This is a genomic window from Psychrobacter muriicola 2pS (assembly GCF_904846535.1).
In the GTDB taxonomy this organism is placed as follows: Bacteria; Pseudomonadota; Gammaproteobacteria; order Pseudomonadales; family Moraxellaceae; genus Psychrobacter; species Psychrobacter aquimaris.
In genome coordinates this window covers 22,674-42,411 of record NZ_CAJHBC010000002.1, presented here as the reverse complement: position 1 = coordinate 42,411, position 19,738 = coordinate 22,674, and the positions used below count along the sequence as shown (strand labels likewise).

The window sequence follows — 19,738 nt, the reverse complement described above, 5'->3', positions numbered from 1 at the left end:
AATATTAAGACAAGAAACTGTTGTGACGAACGAATACTCTCAATTTAAATCTTGTTAATCTGCTCATCTGCAAAAACCGCCTTCAAAAAGCTGGCAATTTGAGATTTTTTCATGAGATAAGGATTGAAGTCAGAACCTGCTGAAAAGCTTTTTAATGCATATTCTTCATCTTCAATACTTGACGTTAAATACTTGATCAAAAATCCATCCCACCGACGCACTGCTATTTCCTCTACCCCAATAACATTGGGTAATATATCCAAATATTCACTAACTATTTTCGCCAAAGCATGGTTGACAGCCGGTCTTGAGCCTTGAACATTCTGAATGAAATAGTTCTCGTTAAATACAAGGGCTGAACTTATACCGCTTTCTTCGAAATATCTTCGCCAGTGCTCAAGAGCACGCGTCAATTCCATTCCTGAATTTACTTCGGTTTTTTTGGCGATATACGTTAGACTAATGAGAATATGCTCGCCGCTTCTATTCCTCGTTTCTGGTTCAAAATCTGTAGCTGCTTGCATAATCAATCCAATTAACAACGATATGTTTTAACTTAAGATAGCACTTAAAAAACAATCTATTCAACGATATTTTTCATATTTTTCTATCTCTCTGTAATCTCTAATAATAACTGGCTAGAACTTAAATAATACTCACATTCAGCCTCTATTTAACCTCGAAATAGAAATAAACCTGATACATAGACCAAACGTTAAGAGTACAGATTAGTGATGTCAGTCACAATATTATGAAACTGCTTACCAAATAATCCACTAAAAGTAACGAAGGCTGGCGATTACTGGCACGTTAATTTGATGTTGAGTTAACCTTTCTCTCTTCAAATAGTGCCTTTATCAAACTTGTGATCTGCGTTTGTCTCATCAAATAAGGATTGAATTCAGTACCTGCCAAAAAACTTTTGAGTGTATTTTCCGTGTCTTGGTCGTTTGACGTTAGATACTTGATTAAAAAGCCATTCCATCTACGACTCTCTATTTCCTTCACCTCAACAACATGAAGTAAAATACGCGGGTACTCCTTAGTCAATGTGGCTAGAACTTCATTAATGATCAATCTTGAACCTTCAAGATTTTGAATAAAATAAGTATCATTAATCGCAAGTGCCGAAGTGACATCCGTTTCTTTGTTGCTTACTCGCCATTTTTCAAGCGTACGAATCAACTCGATACCGTCATCTTTTCCTTTGTTATTACCGATATACGTTAAGCTTATAAGCGCATTTTCACCGTCTTTGTTGGTCATTGAAATACAGTTTGTTTTATTCTGCATAAAGATTCCGATAAATAAAATTTGTTTTAACTAAAAATATTACTTAGAAAATATCTGCCCAAAGCTTTTCACAATTAGTCGTTAAAAATCTGACTTATTCAACCACCAAAAAAGCACTTTTCAGAGTTGATTACTTTGAAATCAGCTTAATTGGTTTTTATCAAATGCATTCTCTTCAAAGACCAAAGTTATGAAGTGTGCAATTTGGGTCTGACTCATTAAATAAGGATTGAAATCAACCCCTACTGACAAACTCTTAAGCATATTCTCATCGTCTTGGGCGTTTAAGGTTAAATATTTGATCAAGAATCCTTTCCATCGACGTGAATCTAATTCTCCAACATCTATCACCTGAAGTGCAAGGTGTGGACGCTCATTAATCACTCTTGCCAAAAACTCATTGATATCATATCTTGAGCCTTCGAGATTTTGAATAAAATAATCATCATTAATGACAAGCGCTGAGGTTATGTTACTGTTCTCGTTATTTCTTTTCGCTTTTTCAAAAGTACGAGCCAAAAATATTCCTGAATTTTCTTTGCTGTTTTTACCAATGTACGTCAGATTAACAAGAATGGATTCGCCGTCTTTATTCCTCTCTTCAGGCGCGCCACTACTCTTTTCTATGAGGTAATCAATAATTTTATACATAAAAATTCCAATTAATAAAAACTTTTTTCATTAATATACTATTTGAAATGAACTTTACTCAATAATAATTTTTGGTATTTTGCTATTCATTTTGTAATCGCTACCTATTGATAGGTGAAAATATGACTTTAATTTAATCCCAAAATAGGAATCACTAAATCCTCTTCATCGGTCAAATGCTGTGAGAGTAACACACTCACGTTGACTAAGGTCTGATGCAGTTTTTCAGTGAGTGCTTTGTCTTCAACGTCACTTTTCGCTAAGTGACCATTTAACGCTTGCAGCTCATTCAATAACGCATCCAAGTGCACATGATCACGATCTAGTATTTCGAAACCTGCTTTTAGCTGAGGATACATACGAATGAAGGTTGGGAAGTAGGCTTGATCTTCAATATTGTGATGGTGATGCAGTTTAAGAATATACTGATTAATCCGTGGTAAGGTTTGAGTACGGTACGCTGACCATTCCAAATTATTCATTCGATAAGCGCCACTAATTTCAATCAGAGTACGCTGACGTTGGCGTATGTCAGCATGTATATTAAGCCAGCCTGAGGTCTTATAGACATAATCGGCTTTGAACCAATCAGTAGGTGGCAACTGGTCATACAAAAATAGCCAATCCGTCTCAAGTCGACTGTCAGGATGACGCGGCGATAGACCAGACGCACCATTTGGTAGGTCTTGAGAGGTCACATTGTGATTAGAAGCAGCCATAGTGTTGTCCTTATAATTCATTTGCGCTCAGGCGATTTTTCCGCTTTCATACCACCATCTATGAGTATAGTTTACTGAAAAGTATAAAATTGAAATCGGTAAAAAGTTATTGATTAGCTAAACTAAAATATATAATCTAATTATTTAGTTTATATATAGCTTTTCGCTGAAAAATCAACTTTTTATTTATCCATTTTATAATCACAAGAAATAATAACCAAAACTCAATTATTGTGTTACACAAAACCGCCAAAATCCTATCATTTTTAGCTTATGTGCCTGTAGGATAAAACGCATAATAACTAACGACAACTTTGGCTTTATCTTATATCGCCAAGCGATAGTGAGCGACTCGTTACCCTAAGGAACAAACCACAAAGGACAACCATGTTTATTGTAGATAAGGCCGCTGCCGCCACTATGGATAATAAAATCCCCGCACCTAAGATTATCTTTTTTGACATCGATGATACCTTGAGCCGTAACGGTATTATCGCCGAACACAACCAAGCCACGCTTGAAGCGCTTGCCAAAACTGATATCAAGCTAGTGATTTCAACGGGACGCTCCAAAGCCATCTTACCTGAGGATATTTTAGCCTTGCTCGAAGCTGATGTCTTAGATGCGATTATTTGTATGAATGGGCAATACAGCTTTAATAAAGAGGGCATAATTAGTCATTATCCATTAACAGATACGCAGACTAACAAGATTGTACTGTTGTGCCAAAAAAGTGAACTTATCCATAAATTTGACTCAGCGACTCACATTGCATGGTCAGATGAGAATGAGCGCCTGCGCGAATACAATGCCATCACGCCAAACTCTATCCTTGACCCAAATTACTATAAGGCAAATACGGTTTATCAGTGTTCGGTATTTTTTAACAATCAAGAAGAGAAGATGCAAGATGTAGATTTTGCTCAGGATGATTTAAAGCTGGTTCATTGGCATCATATTGGCGCAGATATCTTACCAGCAGAAGCGTCTAAAGCACGAGGTATCATAGATTTATGCCTGCATTACGATATTGATGCAAAGGATTGCATGGCATTTGGTGATGGGATGAATGATTTAGAAATGTTTGACTTGGTCGGCTATGCGGTAGCAATGGGTGACGCAAAGCAAGAATTGATCGCGCGGGCGGATTTTGTCACTGGAACGATTGAAGAGTACGGCATACAGGCCGTACTTGAGCAGTTTCATATTGCGTCTTGATAACTGGACTTTGAAGTTAGTTATTTATCCAGAAAAAACTTAATGACGCTTCGCTAGCAACCCATAAATCCAACCACCGATTTTATAAAATCCAACAATAATCAAAATGATTACCACAGCCGCTAATACATAAGCCAACCAAATGGGTGCACTGCTCAGCCAGCCAATCGTAAATGCCAGACCTAGATAGGTCTCAACTGGCCAATTAATAATAGGTGTCGGTGAGCCAGCGTTAAACATGGTCATAAAAGCGACGATGCCAAGCACAGCAGTAATCAGTCCAGCGCGTTTACGGTTGTTCATCTTATTTCCTTATATCTCATTCAATCAATATGATTAGGACTTCGCTTGTCTTTTTATGTCGCGTTGCTATTTATGGCACATTGCTTTTTTCATTAACGTTTAGGGATTACGGCCTCAAGGCATGGTCAAGCCACCATCGACAGCGATGGACTGCCCAGTAATCGCCGAACTCAAATCTGATGCCATAAGCAGCACTGAATTGGCAAAGTCAGCTACCGAGGTCGCTTGGCGTAGTGGTGTCGTGGTTGCAATATAATCAAACACCTCTTCGGTGGTGAGGCTGCTCGCATCTGTGGTTTTTAGCAGCCCACCTGCTAGCAAGTTCACTCGTATCCCATATTGTCCAAGCTCAGAAGCCAAGTTGCGCGTGAGCCCAATCAATGCAGACTTAGCCGTAGTATAGTCATAATAAGTGACCACTGGATTATAAACAAGATTGGTTGAGATATTGATAATCTTGCCTATTTGCTGCGCTTTCATCTGTGGCAATACCGCTTGAACGGTGTTTACTGCGCCTTTAACGATACCATCAATTTGCTTTGAAAAATGCCGCCATTTGACGGTTTCAATACTGGTGTATTCAGCACTGGGATTAAACTGATAGCTTGGCAAGGCGTTATTGACCAATATATCAATACGACCATAACGCGTAACCACTTCAGCCACCAGCGCCTGTACTTGCTCAAGTTCAGTCACATCAGCTTGATAAGAAAATGCCTTGCCACCTGCTGCTATAATATCAGCAACCACTTGGTCGGCGGCCTCTTTACTATTCAGATAATTGACGCAGACGAGTGCGCCTGCTGCTGCCATTTGCTTAGCAATCTGGGCACCAAGTCCGCGACTGGCGCCAGTGACGATTGCGACTTTCTCTGGTAATAACGCTGGAATCGGTGAGTGACTCTGGGTCATGATGCTGCATCCTTTATTATTATGTTATGGTTGATCTATTTGTTTTGTACAAACTGTGTTGCTGAGTGATGACTAGAAAACAAACCAATGCTCATCATAGCACGATTATTTGCGCTTATTCTTTTGCTGAAATTCAGCGGCAATTCCCTATTTCTGACGACCACTTAACCAGTTATCAGCGCTATCTTTAATGATGGTCTGAAGAACGGTATTCACCTTTGCCCTTTAAATTACTCACAATCATAGCCATAATGGTTCCACAATTGGCTCGATACCTTTTCTTTAACACTTAGCATTCATTATCTATCACCTGGTTTTTATTCATTTGTATCATTTTTATTTAGGAGAGTTGTTTTGACCCATTTATCATCGTCTCACCCTGTTGCTCGTAGCGCTCACATACTTCCAAAAGCCCTATTAGCAGTGGCTGTTGGTCTAGCACTTGCTAGCTGTAGCAAGTCAGATAATACGGCTGCTGATGGAACCACTGCCAGTGCTGAAACGCTAAATTTGTATAACTGGTCAGAGTATATGCCGCAAGAAATCCTCGACGGCTTTACCGAAGAAACGGGCATTCAGGTCAATTACACCACCTTTGATTCTAATGAAGCCATGTATGCCAAGCTCAAGCTGCTCGACGATTCTAGCCAATATGACTTAGCCATTCCATCGACGTATTATGTCGAAAAAATGGCCAAAGAAGGGTTGCTGCAAGAGCTCGATAAATCCAAATTGAGCAACTTTAAAAACCTGGATACGTCTTTTACCAACACCAAGGTTGATCCAGAAAACAAATATTCGATTCCTTACATGTGGGGTAGCACTGGTCTTGCCATCAACGGTGATGCGGTCGATCCTACGACAGTAAATAGCTGGAATGACTTATGGCGTCCTGAGTATAAAGGTCAAGTGATGCTGATGAACGATATGCGTGAAGTGTTTGGCATGGCGCTATTGACCCTTGGGCATTCAGGTAATAGTAAAAATCCTGATGAAATCAAAGCCGCTTATGAGAAGCTGACCACCTTAATGCCAAATGTAAAAACCTTTAACTCGGATGCTTCGCGCATGCCTTATATGGAAGGTGAAACTACGGTTGGTATGAGTTGGAATGGCGAGGCAATTATCGCCAATAACGAAGGCTTGACCAGCTTGGTTTATAAATATCCAACTGAAGGTGCTATCTTGTGGATGGATAACTTTGTCATTCCGAAAAACGCCAAACAAGTCGATGCAGCGCACAAGTTTATTGACTACTTGCTGCGTCCAGAAAATTCTAAAATCGTCAGCGAAGAGATTGGTTATGCCTCGCCTAATATCGCTGCACGTGAGATGATGCCAGAAGAGGTGAGAAACAATCCGACCATCTACCCTAGCAAAGACGTACTGGCAAAAGCTGAGTTCCAAGAAGATGTGGGCGATGAAGCATTGCAAGTGTATCAGCAGTATTGGGATAAGCTAAAAACTGGTCGTTAATCATTGTTTGGTCATCGCTGATTGTTCATAGCCGTTTTTAACAACCATTTTTAACAACTGTTTTTAGTAAATATTACCGCAAAAAAAACGCTGACTCTATAAAGTCAGCGTTTTTTATTTGTGTTTTATTTATAAATGCAAATCGGTTTCACTGCCTTTGTGCTCGATACGGCGCTGCTCGCGGCGTTGATAGCGAAGACCTGAGGCGGAAAACCATTGCGGCTTGGTGGTTTGTAATAAATCACTGAGCCGTTGCAATTGCACTTGAAGAGTTTGGGTCAGCCAAAAATAGCCTTGCCACTCAAAGCCTAAATTTTCTACGCTTGGATATTCTGATACGGCGATGCGCGTAATAGGGCGAAACACTTCATCGTTTGGGCTACGTAATACTGCTGCCATATGCTGCATCGCCTGCGTCAATTCGTGCTGATAGTGGATGAGCAAAATATGATTTTCATCGTCAATCTCAATATTTGCCAAACGCGGTGCCGCGCTTAACAATAAATCAATCGTACCAATAATATTACGGTGAGTACGCTGGATGGTCTCTAGCGTTTCTTTTTTAATCCCTGATTCACTTGCTGTCGCTGCGATATGCGGACGCACGGCAAGCAAACGCTTATTAATTTTTTGTAGCGCTTTCACCAAGGATTTATTGACTGGTGTATCTGGTATAGAACTGCTCGACGGATAAATAATGCTGGCTGAACTGGTCGCCTTACTATATTTAAACGGCTTGGGCACTAGAACTTCTGCATCAATATGATTGCCAACCCCTGCATACAAATTACTGCACGCCTCAAGATTACTGGCCAACAAAAACCGCCACATCAATGTCGATTTAAGCGGTAAAATTAACGTTGCTGCCACCGCAACTCCTGCGCCAAGCAAAATATTGAACGCGCGATATAAGCCATCTTGGGCGATATTGCTGTGGTCAGGACTCGACACAATCATGAGCATGGTGATGCCTGTCAATAGACCGATATAGCCCAATTGCTTGACTGCCACATAACCGATGATGCCACTGATAATGCCAATCAGTGCATAATATAGCCACAACCAGCCACCGATATCTTTAATCAGCCATAAAAAGCTAAGCCCCACCACCACCCCAAGCAAGGTACCCAAGATCCGCTCTTTAGCCTTGGTATAAATCGCTCCCTGATATTGCAACAAACCCAATATGACAAACACGGTAATGGTCGTCCACTCGCCATGCGGCAGATGAGTGACTTTATTAAGTAATAGCGCAGTGACAACCGCTACTCCCAAACGTATGGCATGCAAAACATCCGCATGCTGGTAGCGGGCATAAGGCTCTACAAACGGGGCGGTAAGTCGCTGCCAAAAAGTCGATTTCACGCAGGGTATCTCTTATAATGAATGAATAAAAAAGCGATTAAATCCTAGCTACTGGCTTAACCATACATAAAGTAATGATAAAAAATAACGCCTTTTACCTATTAAAAGATAAAAGACGCTGAAGGTCAAAACATGCTAGCACATAACAACAAAAAAACACCCTAAGAACATAGCATTTGGCTATTGGTAATAGCTAAAAGACGCTGACAAATACTTGCCAACATTCCGTGTATTTACAAGTGTAAGTCGGACTCGCCCCCCTGCTCTTTCATTCTACGCTGCTCACGCCGTTGATATCGAAGACCAGAAGCAGCATACCACTGCGGTTTGGTCGTTTGTAGCAGATCACTTAACTGTTGCAGTTGTGCTTGCAGCGTTTGTGTCAACCAAAAATAGCCTTGCCACTCAAACGTTGCATACTGTACGCTAGGATAGTCTGATAGCGCAATGCGCGTAATAGGTCGAAAAGTCTGATCGCTTGGACTGCGTAGTACGGCCGCGATATGCTGCATTGCTTGATTGAGCTCGTGTTGATAGTGAATGAGTAGCGTATGGTTATCGTCATCAATCTCAATATTGGCCAAACGCGGTGCTGCGCTCAACAATAAATCGATGGTGCCGATGATATTACGATGGGTGCGCTGAATGGTTTCTATGGTTTCTTTATCAATACCAGATTCACTGGCTGTGGCAGCGATATGTGGACGTACTGCGAGCAGTCGTTTATTTATTTGCTGTAGCGATTTTATCAATGCTTTGTTGACAGGCATATCTGATGTGGTGCTATTATTTTTAGAATAAGTCAGGCTGGCTGAGCTTGTCACCTTATCATAAACGAGTGACCTAGGCGCCAATACGTCAGCATCGATATGATGCCCGACACCAGCATAAATCGTACTACAGGCTTCTAAATTATTTGCTAATAAAAAGCGCCACATCAAGGTAGACTTAAGAGGTAAGACCACTGTCACCATAACCGCAATACCCGTACCGATTAAGATATTGAGTGCGCGATAGACACCATCTTGCGCCATATTAACTTGATTTAAATTAGAAACTATCATCAGCATAGTAATACCAGTGAGTAACCCAGTATACCCTAGCCGCCTGACCGAAAAATAACCAATAATCCCACTGATGATACCAATAAGCAGATACTCTGTCCCTAACCAAGCACCAGTCTCTTTATTAAACCATAAGATCGCAAATGCCACTACAATACCCAAAACCGTGCCCAATACTCGCTCTTTGGCCTTGGTATAAATAGCGCCTTGATACTGTAGCAATCCTAGAATAATAAAGACGGTAATAGTCGTCCATTCCCCATGTGGAAAATGGCTAATTTGATTTGCTAATAGGGCAAGCATGATAGCTGCACCTATACGTACGGCATGCAAGATATCAGCATGCTGATAGCGCGCATAAGGTTCAATGAATGGTGCGGTAAATCGTTGCCAAATTTTTGGTTTCACGCATAGATACTCTTTTTAATTGAATAATAGCATTAAAACATATAGATAATATGGTGGACGTAAAATACTAACGGTTACTTAGGGCACGTCCTAAATCTGAACGAAAGCAACTAAATGGGCTAAAAATAGCTAGCTATTTAAAAAAACGTCTCTTGCCTGTTACAAGGCAAAAGACGTTTGAGATCGAAATAGGGCTATCAATAATTGGATGTCAACCAAACCAATTATACTTCTAAGAAGTCCAAAATACCTTCAGCGGCTTCACGACCTTCCCAAATGGCGGTCACGACCAAATCAGAACCACGCACCATATCACCACCAGCAAATATTTTAGGATTTTTGGTTTGGAATTTAAAGGTTTGCTTTTCCGCTGCCAGCACGCGACCAGAGCTGTCCATTGCCACTTGCTGAGTCTCAAACCAATCAGCAGGGCTAGGACGGAAGCCAAAGGCCATAATCACTGCGTCACATGGGATAATTTCTTCTGAATTAGGAATGGGTTCAGGACGCTGACGACCACGGTTGTCTGGTGCGCCCAATTGAGTCGTGACGACTTTTACGCCATTTACTTTACCATTCAAGCCAATGATTTCTGTCGGTTGACGATTGAATAGAAATTCAACGCCTTCCTCTCGAGCATTGACCACTTCGCGACGTGAACCTGGCATATTTTCTTCGTCACGGCGATAGGCACAGACTACTTGATTCGCCCCTTGACGAATACTGGTACGGTTACAGTCCATCGCGGTATCGCCACCACCTAGCACCACGACTCTTTTGCCCTTAAAGTCGATATACTCTTCAGGATTTTTTTCCCAGTCGTTGCAGCGATTGACATTGGCAATCAGATAATCTAGCGCATCATGGACGCCTTCTAGTTCTTCACCAGCAAAGCCGCCACGCATATAAGTGTAGGTACCCATGCCCATAAATACTGCATCGTATTCGCTTAGCAGTTCATCAATACTAATGTCGGTACCGATTTCTGTCTCAAGACGAAACTCCATGCCCATGCCTTCAAAGATGACACGGCGGTTGCGCATAACGTCTTTTTCCATTTTAAACTCTGGAATACCAAAGGTCAGTAAACCACCAATTTCAGGACGCTTATCAAATACAACTGGTTTTACACCGTTTCTAACGAGTATATCCGCACAGCCTAAACCTGCTGGTCCTGCACCGATGATCGCGACTTTTTTGTCTGTCCAAACCACATCAGACATATCTGGACGCCAGCCAAGTGCAAAGGCGGTATCGTTGATGTACTTCTCGACATTACCAATGGTCACAGCGCCAAAGCCATCGTTCAGCGTACAAGCGCCTTCACATAAGCGATCTTGTGGACAGACGCGGCCGCAGACCTCAGGCAACGTATTGGTGCGGTGACACAATTCAGCCGCTTGAAAGATCTGCCCTTCGGTGGCCAATTTGAGCCAGTTAGGAATGTAATTATGTACAGGGCACTTCCATTCACAATAAGGGTTACCACACTCCAGACAGCGGTGTGACTGCTGCGCGACTGCTTCACTCTCAAACGGTTTATAAATTTCAACAAATTCCGTTGAGCGCGTGGCGATGTCTTTTTTGGTCGGCTCAAGCCGTGGTACATCTAAAAACTGAAAACTATTTTCTAAGCGTTTTGCCATGGTATTGTCTCTTTAATATGAGGCTTTTTATATCAAGCTTTTTTAAAGTGGGCGGTGACAGTCAACGATGTCTCATTTATCACAAAATTAAGAGATTCATTCCTTACTGTCACTTACCTGCTGAAAACCTCTGAGTTAAAAGGTTTTTAAAAGCGGAACATTGGATAATCCAAGCAAAGCTATTGTGGGTCAGCCATGGTGGTTTTGAGAAGGCTCGCAATGTTTGCCGCTTTAGGCTTCACCAAGTAAAACTTACGAACATAGTGTTCAAAGTCAGCCAATATCATCTGCCCCCACGCGCTGCCTGTTTTATTAACATGCGCTTCAATCACTTGCTGCAAATGAATACGGTGTTCCTCAGTTTGCTCACTTGAGATACGGTTCAGATCGATCAGCTCATGATTACAACGGTCAAAGAAATCACCTTCCATATCGAGCACATAAGCGAAGCCACCCGTCATACCTGCGCCAAAGTTGAGACCCGTACGTCCAAGAATAGTGACAATACCGCCTGTCATATATTCACAGCAATGATCGCCTGTGCCTTCGATGACTGCGTGCGCGCCAGAGTTACGCACCCCAAAGCGCTCGCCAGCGGTACCAGCTGCATACAATTTACCACCCGTTGCGCCATATAAGCAGGTATTACCAATGATGGCTGTCTCTTGCGCCGTAAAGCTTGAGTCTTTTGGTGGATAAATGACAATCTCACCGCCAGCCATGCCTTTACCGACATAATCATTGGCATCGCCTTCTAGTTCAATATTTAGACCACCTGCATTCCAGACGCCTAAACTCTGCCCAGCAGTACCAGTCAGATGCAGCTTAATTGGCATATCATTCATGCCAAGGTTGCCCCATACTTGTGCAATCTCACCAGAGATACGCGCACCGATAGAGCGATCACAGTTACCGACATAATAGCTATAATCGCCGCCATTACCTTGACGAATATTAAGCAGCATATCACTAATCATCTGTTCAGCGAGCAAGCCTTTATCAAACGGCTCATTACGCTCTACCTGACAGGTTTGGGCTTTACCACTACTGGCAGGATGGCTAAATAATAATGGCGTTAAATCCAAATGACGCTGTTTATCCGTGTTGCCTTCTAACACTTCAAGCAAGTCAGTACGTCCGACCAACTCTTCCATACTACGCACACCAAGGGCGGCGAGCCATTCGCGTGTTTCAGTTGCTACAAATTTGAAGAAGTTAATCAACATCTCCGCTTCACCAATGAAATGCTCATCACGTAGCTTGGCTTTTTGCGTCGCAACCCCAGTCGGGCAATTATTAAGATGGCAAATACGTAGGTATTTACAACCAACCGCAATCATCGGCGTGGTACCAAAGCCAAAGCTTTCTGCCCCAAGGATAGCGGCTTTAACCACATCAAGACCAGTCTTTAAACCGCCATCAGTTTGCACTCGTACTTTATCACGCAGTCCATTCACTCGTAGCGATTGATGGGTTTCAGCAAGTCCTAGCTCCCATGGTGAGCCTGCATGATGGATAGAGGACAGCGGAGAGGCTGCTGTACCACCATCATAGCCTGAGATAGTGATTAAGTCGGCATAAGCTTTTGCCACGCCGGTCGCGATAGTACCAACGCCCGGACGTGATACCAGTTTTACCGATACCAAGGCATCAGGATTGACCTGCTTTAAATCAAAAATCAGCTGTGCTAAATCTTCGATAGAATAAATATCATGATGCGGTGGCGGTGAAATCAACGTCACACCCGGTACCGAATAACGTAAGCGCGCAATCAAAGCATTGACCTTACCACCCGGCAGCTGACCACCCTCACCTGGCTTGGCACCCTGTGCGACTTTAATCTGCATCACTTCGGCCGAGCGAAGATACGCAGGTGTTACGCCAAAACGACCCGAGGCAATTTGCTTAATTTTCGAGTTGCGCAGCGTGCCATAACGTACTGGATCTTCCCCGCCTTCACCAGAGTTTGAACGCCCGCCGATGGTATTCATCGCCATGGCAATCGCTTCATGGGCTTCGGGTGACAATGCCCCTAACGACATGCCCGCCGAGTCAAAGCGCTTCAAAATTGCTGAGATATCCTCTACGTCATTAACATCAATCGGATTATCTGTTTTTAATTGCAATAAGTCACGCAAGGTGGCAACCGGACGGCTATTCACTAAGTTGGCATAATTACGATAATTATCATAATCGCCCGTGCGTACGGCGGTATGCAAGCTGTTGATCACGTCTGGATTAAAGGCATGATATTCTTTATTAAAGACAAATTTCAGCAAGCCACCTTGATCTAGTGGTGCGCGGCGCTTGAAGGCATTCGCCGCTAATTGTGCTTGATCGGCAGCTAAGTCTGCAAAGGTAGCACCTTTAATACGACTCTGCACGCCTTTGAAACACAGGCTCACCACTTCTTCAGAGAGACCCACTGCTTCAAATAACTGGGCGCCGCGATAAGAGACAATAGTCGATATGCCCATTTTTGATAAGATTTTTAGCAACCCTTTGTCTAAGCCTTTACGGAAATTAACCCGTGCTTGGATCGGATCACCAAGCAGCTCACCAGTCGCGACCAAATCATCAATAACATCATAAGCCAAGTAGGGATAAACACAGGTCGCACCAAAGCCAATCAATACTGCCACTTGATGCGAATCGCGTGCCAAACCAGTCTCAATGATCAAATTAGCATCGGTACGAATACCTTGACCAATTAAATAATGATGCACCGCACCTGTTACCATGATGGCATTGGCTGGTACTTTATCGGCATCGATGTCTTTATCAGACAACACAATCAAAGTATGACCAGCTCGGATGCTGTTAGCCACTTGCTCGCAGATAGCACTGATGGCTTCTGACAACTCAAGGCTGCGCTCATAGTTTAAGTCAATACGTGCCATCTTAAAGGCTGGATCACCCAAGGTCTCAAGCTGCTGCATCTTGCTGGCTGACAGTACGGGCGATGACAAAATAATACGGTGTGCATCGCGCGCTGATGGCGCAAACACGTTAGTTTCAGCGCCGAGGCAGGTCTGCAATGACATCACGATAGATTCACGCAATGGATCAATCGGTGGATTGGTCACCTGTGCAAACTGCTGACGGAAAAAGTCGCCGACATGGCGGATTTGCTGCGATAGCACTGCCATGGGCGTATCATCACCCATTGAACCAACGGGCTCTTGACCATTTTCGGCATTGGGGCGGATAATCTCAGTACGTTCTTCATTGGTAATATGATACATTTTTTGCAATGCTTTGAGCTTATCGCCGCGGCAAGCTTGCGTTGCTAGAGTCTCTTCTAAGCGCTCATTGTCACGGATACGAGTGGCTTCTTCACGTAACCATTTGCGATATGGATGAGCTGTTTTCAGTAAGGTTGCAATGGCAGTAGTATCTAGAATTTGGCCAGTCAACGTATCAATTACCAGCATCTGACCAGGACCAACGCGACCTTTCGCCAATACATCTTGTGGCTCGTAATCCCACACCCCAACTTCAGAGGCAACGGTTATATAGCCGTTTTTAGTGGTTACCCAACGCGATGGGCGCAGACCATTGCGATCAAGCATACAGACTGCATAGCGTCCATCTTGAATCACCAAACCTGCTGGTCCGTCCCACGCTTCCATGTGCTGCGAATAAAACTCATAAAAGGCGCGTAAATCCATATCCATGCTATCGACATTCTGCCAAGCGGGTGGCACGAGAATTGACATCGCATGGAATAGGTTCATACCGCCGGACATGAGGACTTCTAGCATATTATCTAGGCTTGATGAGTCAGAGCCAGCACTGTTAACCAATGGCGTTAATTCATTCAGATTGGGCAGTTTGTCTGATTTTAGTTTTGGCGTCCGTGCTTCAGACCAGTTGCGATTGCCTGTGATGGTATTCAGCTCGCCATTGTGGGCAAGATAACGAAACGGCTGTGCCAATGGCCAGCGCGGCAAGGTATTGGTGGAGAAACGCTGATGAAATACCACGATATGCGATGCCAAACGCTCATCTTGTAAATCTAAGAAAAATGCTGGTAAGTCTGATGGCATCACCAAACCTTTATAAATAATCGTCTGACAGCTCAATGAGCACACATAAAACAGCTCATCATCAGCCAAGCGCTGCTCTGCTTTTTTGCGTGCGACAAACAGTTTACGGTTAAAGTCGTCCGCTGCCAAATCATCAGGTGCGTTGACAAACACTTGCTTAAAGTCAGGTAAGGTCTCACGGCCAATGTCACCAACGATGCTCAAATCAAGCGGTACATCACGCCAACCAGCAACTTCTAATCCTTGGGCGACAATCTCATCGCTTAGCACTTGCTGGCTATCACGGGCTTTTGTTTCATTTACATTGACAAAGACCATACCAACCGCAAAGTTGTCAGTAATAGCGAACCCTTGCTCAGCAGCAGTATTTCTGAAAAACTCAATAGGCGTCGCCAGTAGTAGACCACAACCATCACCCGTTCTACCGTCAGCAGCAACACCGCCGCGATGGGTCATACAGCTTAGACTATGAATAGCAGTTTTTACCAAATCATGGCTGGCTTGTCCCTCAATATGAGCGATCAAACCAAAACCACAATTATCAGAAAAGTCATCTGGCGTGGCCAGGTGGGTTTGCGAGGAAATCATTGACATGGCTAGTCCTTTTAAGTGAACGGGCAATTTATGCATCCAATGCAGATCATAAACTGAAGACCGTAAGCAGAACGGGCTGATAATTAATATTCGTATATCCGAATTAATAAATGGCGTGAGGCTCATAGACATCATACTTTGAGAGTAAGGTGAAATCCTGACCCTCCCAGTCATTGGATGATGTCTTAACAGATCATTAATATATTAACAGACAGTAAGCGGTTGCCCTTGGCAATGACATACGGCCCTGTATGCCCACTATCAATAACGCAATGTCGCTATCTTGAGTGTCGCTTGTTATCAAACCATACCTAGCAATTAGGGCTGATTGATTAAGCATTTAATAATCTTGCATTTGATTAACTTTGAATATCTGACGCTCTGTACTCAAGCGCTTCATTCACTCTAAAGAGAGCAATAATAAGAGAGGTTGCGCCACTTGCGATAGCTTAACTATACATGACAACTGGCCGCGCTTGAGACAATAAGTTTTAGTAATGTATCTTTTAAATGATAAAAGCTTACCAATTTTTCGTTGAAAAACAGTTTTTACGATAACTATACAGAACGTCGCCCACAGTTATATTAGTTAATGATGGGCAAAAAATCTAGTCTTTTCTATCGATTCATCAACCATATTTTGTAAGAGAACTTATTACTATTGGTTATAGGATGACTAAATATTTTATGCAAATTTTGATACATAGTATTGATGACAAGGCTTAGTTAAGAGGATTGATCAAGGTTCGCTTCGTCTGAATATATATTTTTGGCGCTAACAACCTACTTTATGATGCCCCACAAAAAAACCCACCAACCAGCTTGTTAGTGGGTTTCTGTCAATCATAGTGGTAACGAGCTCATCACAACCATCAATGATATGGTCGAAGAACAAACACGCTCTAATTACTTTTGTCTTCTATCAGCGTTTTTATGCTGTCGTTGTTGCTCTTAGGAGGATTGCTATTGGCATTCTTGGTAGTAGCGTTTGCGCCAGAATTTGTGCTACTGGTACTACTACTTGGCGGCTTGGGTGTTGGGACTACGGGAGGGCTTTTAATGCCATTCTCAGTACCTGATGTCGCTGATTTTTTATTATCTTGCTCAGGTTTACTTGCGCTACCATCATTTTTAGAAGCTGTAGCAGATGAGGCTTGCTCTTCATTGCCAACGATCCGTTCTTCAGTCACCGATAACGTCGCAGAGGTATCCGCTAACTGACGAATACTTTCACTGTCGCGGTTACTGGCAGTTTCTTGGCTACCGCGGTCAGTACTGTCAGCTTCTGGCAGTGTTTGGCGTACTGGCACTTCGCGCTTAGTCGGTTTTAAATCAACAGAACGTGTGCGTCTGGTGCTCAAATCTTTAACCGGATCAGGGCGTTCATAGTTATCGATGATAGCGACATAGCGATTGATCTCTTCTGGTAACACACGCACATTATTAGGCAACTTAAAGTCTATCAGTTTTGCTGCGCCGACAGCTTCTTGTGGGCTGCTCATGATGCCATAAGTCAGCATATAACGTACTTGGTTTTCATCGTCAAGATAACGGAAATAAGCAAATTTATCGCGGTCGGCGCGGCCTTCTAGATAACTGGCAATTACATCATTTTCAGCGACATTCATAACCTGCACTGTCCATTTGCCTTTGTTCGCTAACAAATAACGTTTGTCTTTAAACTCAGCCGGATAATTTCGCAAATCACGCACCGTCGTATCAAAACTAATAGGCTGCACGTCGGTATCAAGCTCGTGTAACGACTCAATTTTCAAGGGCTGTTCAAGCACAGTACTTATGGTTTGCGGTGGCGATATTGGGGCATTTTCAATTTTTGCACCCATCGCTGGTGTTTGACTAAACATCCAAATCAGAGCCGTAACCACACCCAACAGCAAGGTCATTATCAGCCAAATCAATGCTTGACGGCGATATGATTGGCTAGCGGTACGCGGCGTTGATCTTGAAGCTGCCATGGAAGTATCCTTGGTAAAAATAAAGTTGACCGCATTCAAGAGATGCACAGTCAAGTAAAATTGCGACGAGCCAGTCTGCTTTAAACCATTGAGTTCAGTGAGCATTCTTGAGCGCTAAAGCTTTGAGACATTATACGCTGTACTCTGACAATACCGCATGCAAAAGCTCGTCATCAAAATCATTGGTCAATACGGCCTGACCTAGCGATTTTAACAAAATAAGGCGGATTTGTCCGTGTTTGACTTTTTTATCATGTCCCATCAAGCTCAGCGCCGTTTTTGTATCAATGCGTGGCGGTGTGATAGGCAAATTTGCCAAGGTTAAAATACGTTTAATACGAGCAACGTCCTCGACCGTTAGCCAACCCATTCTCTGTGATAACTCTGCCGCTTGTACCATGCCAGCAGCGACTGCCTCACCGTGTAACCAATTACCATAGCCTTCATGTGTCTCAATGACATGGCCAAAAGTATGACCAAAGTTTAACAATGCTCGCACGCCTGACTCTCTTTCATCTTGCGCAACGATATCGGCTTTATACTGACAGCAGCGTTTTACGGCATCGCCAAGCACTGCCAAATCCAAATCCATCATCGCCGGCAGATTGACTTCTAGCCAATCTAAAAACGTGATATCCATAATGAGCGCGTATTTAATGACCTCAGCTAACCCTGCTGACAATTCACGCGCTGGCAAAGTATTGAGGGTACTCATGTCTGCAAGGACCATTTGTGGCTGCCAAAAAGCGCCAATCATATTTTTGCCTTGAGGATGGTTGATACCCGTCTTACCACCAACGCTCGAATCCACTTGTGACAGTAGCGTGGTTGGAATCTGAATAAAATTCACACCACGCATAAAGCTTGCTGCAGCAAAGCCCGTCATATCGCCCACAACGCCGCCACCCAAGGCTATAAGCGTGACATCACGATTGAAATGTTCGGCCATCAATACATCATAAATTTTATTGATACTGCTCTGGTTTTTATATTGTTCACCATCTGGCAATACGCAAACGCTCACAGTGAACTGCTCTGTTAACTCTTTCTCTAAAGCGCTTAGGTATAAAGGCGCAATAGTATCGTTAGTGACAATCAATACTTGACGACCACGAATATAGGGTGCGACCTGCTTTGCCATACTGTTGTGCTCTATCGCTGTTTTCTCAGTAATGACGATTGGATAGTCATGACTTTGCGTATGAACCGTTAAACCGTCATGAAACAGTGGCGTTGCCATTAAACTCTCCCTAAGTATTTTGAATGAGATAAAAGTAGCTGAGCGCAACTAGGGCATGTCCTGATTTTTATCGCCATGTTTACAATGAAGACATGCGCTAATAGAATTTTTCATTATTTAAGGTTAATTTTCTTTATGTTCTGCTGCCGTGGCAGTGCTGTCAGTCAACGTCTCTAATTGCTGTAAAAGCTGATTAACCATATGACGGGGGTAAGTATGACCGGTGGGCATGATGATATGGGCGACTTGGCGATATAAGGGATCACGGGTGCTATATAAATCTTGCAAGATTTTTCTAGGATTTGGCTGCTGTAATAGTGGTCGAGATTTGTCTTTAGCTGTGCGAGCCATTTGTACATCGACTGGAGCATTCAAATAAACAACGATACCGCGCTGCTGCAAAAACGCTCTGTTTTCAGCACACATCACAGCGCCACCACCGGTCGCTAAGACGATTTGGTCTTTTTGAGTCAACTCATCGATGGCGCGCGTTTCACGCTCACGGAAGCCCGCTTCACCTTCTTTAGCGAATATCCAAGCAATGTCAGCCCCTGTCTGCGATTCAATGTACCAGTCGCTGTCTACAAAGGTGCGACCCAACTGCTTAGCCAGCAGTTTACCGATTGTCGTCTTCCCTGCTCCCATCGGCCCTACTAAAAATACCGACGGCAATTCCTCCACCATAACACTTACTCAGCTAAATTACCTATGATACAACGTCATTGATATTCTGGCTAGTAATGAGCGTTGATTATTGTTAGTAAATCTCAAAATTTTCCCACAAAAAAAGCAAGCGTTGATGCTTGCTTTTTTTAAGCGAAAAC

General features: G+C 43.1%; 15 protein-coding genes. 2 read left to right on the top strand and 13 right to left on the bottom strand.

What is annotated here, in order from left to right; all coding sequences use genetic code 11:
* Positions 1 to 44: 44 nt before the first annotated feature.
* The 4 genes from JMX93_RS02555 to JMX93_RS02540 form a co-directional block, all read right to left on the bottom strand.
* The gene (locus JMX93_RS02555) at positions 45 to 524 is read right to left on the bottom strand and encodes a BLUF domain-containing protein (protein WP_499203762.1); all 480 of its coding nucleotides are present in this window, start codon (positions 522 to 524) and stop codon (positions 45 to 47) included.
* Positions 525 to 810: 286 nt separating this feature from the next.
* The gene (locus JMX93_RS02550; RefSeq protein WP_443215319.1) at positions 811 to 1,293 is read right to left on the bottom strand and encodes a BLUF domain-containing protein; all 483 of its coding nucleotides are present in this window, start codon (positions 1,291 to 1,293) and stop codon (positions 811 to 813) included.
* A gap of 141 nt (positions 1,294 to 1,434) precedes the next feature.
* A complete protein-coding gene (locus JMX93_RS02545) occupies positions 1,435 to 1,944 on the bottom strand; it encodes a BLUF domain-containing protein (RefSeq protein WP_499203761.1) in 510 nt (169 codons plus the stop codon).
* A 128-nt stretch (positions 1,945 to 2,072) separates the two neighbouring features.
* A complete protein-coding gene (locus JMX93_RS02540; RefSeq protein ID WP_499203760.1) occupies positions 2,073 to 2,663 on the bottom strand; it encodes a hemerythrin domain-containing protein in 591 nt (196 codons plus the stop codon).
* 387 nt (positions 2,664 to 3,050) lie between these two features.
* Between JMX93_RS02540 and JMX93_RS02535 the strand changes: the two genes are divergently transcribed.
* Positions 3,051 to 3,881, top strand: a complete 831-nt coding sequence (locus tag JMX93_RS02535) for a Cof-type HAD-IIB family hydrolase (protein WP_499203759.1) — start codon at positions 3,051 to 3,053, stop codon at positions 3,879 to 3,881.
* Between the two features lie 39 nt (positions 3,882 to 3,920).
* Here JMX93_RS02535 and JMX93_RS02530 read toward each other — a convergent pair whose 3' ends face one another.
* Positions 3,921 to 4,184: a hypothetical protein gene (locus tag JMX93_RS02530; RefSeq protein WP_193013432.1), complete on the bottom strand. Its 264-nt coding sequence runs from the start codon at positions 4,182 to 4,184 to the stop codon at positions 3,921 to 3,923.
* A gap of 114 nt (positions 4,185 to 4,298) precedes the next feature.
* On the bottom strand, positions 4,299 to 5,096 hold the full coding sequence (locus tag JMX93_RS02525; protein WP_499203758.1) for a 3-oxoacyl-ACP reductase: 798 nt from the start codon (positions 5,094 to 5,096) through the stop codon (positions 4,299 to 4,301).
* Positions 5,097 to 5,450: 354 nt separating this feature from the next.
* On the opposite strand from JMX93_RS02525, the gene JMX93_RS02520 reads away from it, so the two are divergent.
* The gene (locus JMX93_RS02520) at positions 5,451 to 6,572 is read left to right on the top strand and encodes an ABC transporter substrate-binding protein (protein WP_499203757.1); all 1,122 of its coding nucleotides are present in this window, start codon (positions 5,451 to 5,453) and stop codon (positions 6,570 to 6,572) included.
* A gap of 129 nt (positions 6,573 to 6,701) precedes the next feature.
* Here JMX93_RS02520 and JMX93_RS02515 read toward each other — a convergent pair whose 3' ends face one another.
* The 7 genes from JMX93_RS02515 to aroK form a co-directional block, all read right to left on the bottom strand.
* Positions 6,702 to 7,937, bottom strand: a complete 1,236-nt coding sequence (locus JMX93_RS02515; RefSeq protein WP_499203756.1) for an FUSC family protein — start codon at positions 7,935 to 7,937, stop codon at positions 6,702 to 6,704.
* A 233-nt stretch (positions 7,938 to 8,170) separates the two neighbouring features.
* On the bottom strand, positions 8,171 to 9,409 hold the full coding sequence (locus JMX93_RS02510) for an FUSC family protein (protein WP_499203755.1): 1,239 nt from the start codon (positions 9,407 to 9,409) through the stop codon (positions 8,171 to 8,173).
* Between the two features lie 224 nt (positions 9,410 to 9,633).
* Complete coding sequence (locus JMX93_RS02505) at positions 9,634 to 11,055, bottom strand: glutamate synthase subunit beta (RefSeq protein WP_198332069.1); 1,422 nt, start codon at positions 11,053 to 11,055, stop codon at positions 9,634 to 9,636.
* 179 nt (positions 11,056 to 11,234) lie between these two features.
* Positions 11,235 to 15,698 (bottom strand): glutamate synthase large subunit, encoded by a 4,464-nt coding sequence (gene gltB, locus JMX93_RS02500; protein WP_499203754.1) that lies wholly within the window; start codon positions 15,696 to 15,698, stop codon positions 11,235 to 11,237.
* 902 nt (positions 15,699 to 16,600) lie between these two features.
* Positions 16,601 to 17,674: a hypothetical protein gene (locus tag JMX93_RS02495; protein ID WP_499203753.1), complete on the bottom strand. Its 1,074-nt coding sequence runs from the start codon at positions 17,672 to 17,674 to the stop codon at positions 16,601 to 16,603.
* 130 nt (positions 17,675 to 17,804) lie between these two features.
* Positions 17,805 to 18,914, bottom strand: a complete 1,110-nt coding sequence (gene aroB / locus JMX93_RS02490; RefSeq protein WP_499203752.1) for a 3-dehydroquinate synthase — start codon at positions 18,912 to 18,914, stop codon at positions 17,805 to 17,807.
* Between the two features lie 123 nt (positions 18,915 to 19,037).
* Entirely contained in the window at positions 19,038 to 19,598 is a 561-nt protein-coding gene (gene aroK / locus JMX93_RS02485) for a shikimate kinase AroK (RefSeq protein WP_198332065.1), read from the bottom strand.
* Positions 19,599 to 19,738: the final 140 nt, after the last annotated feature.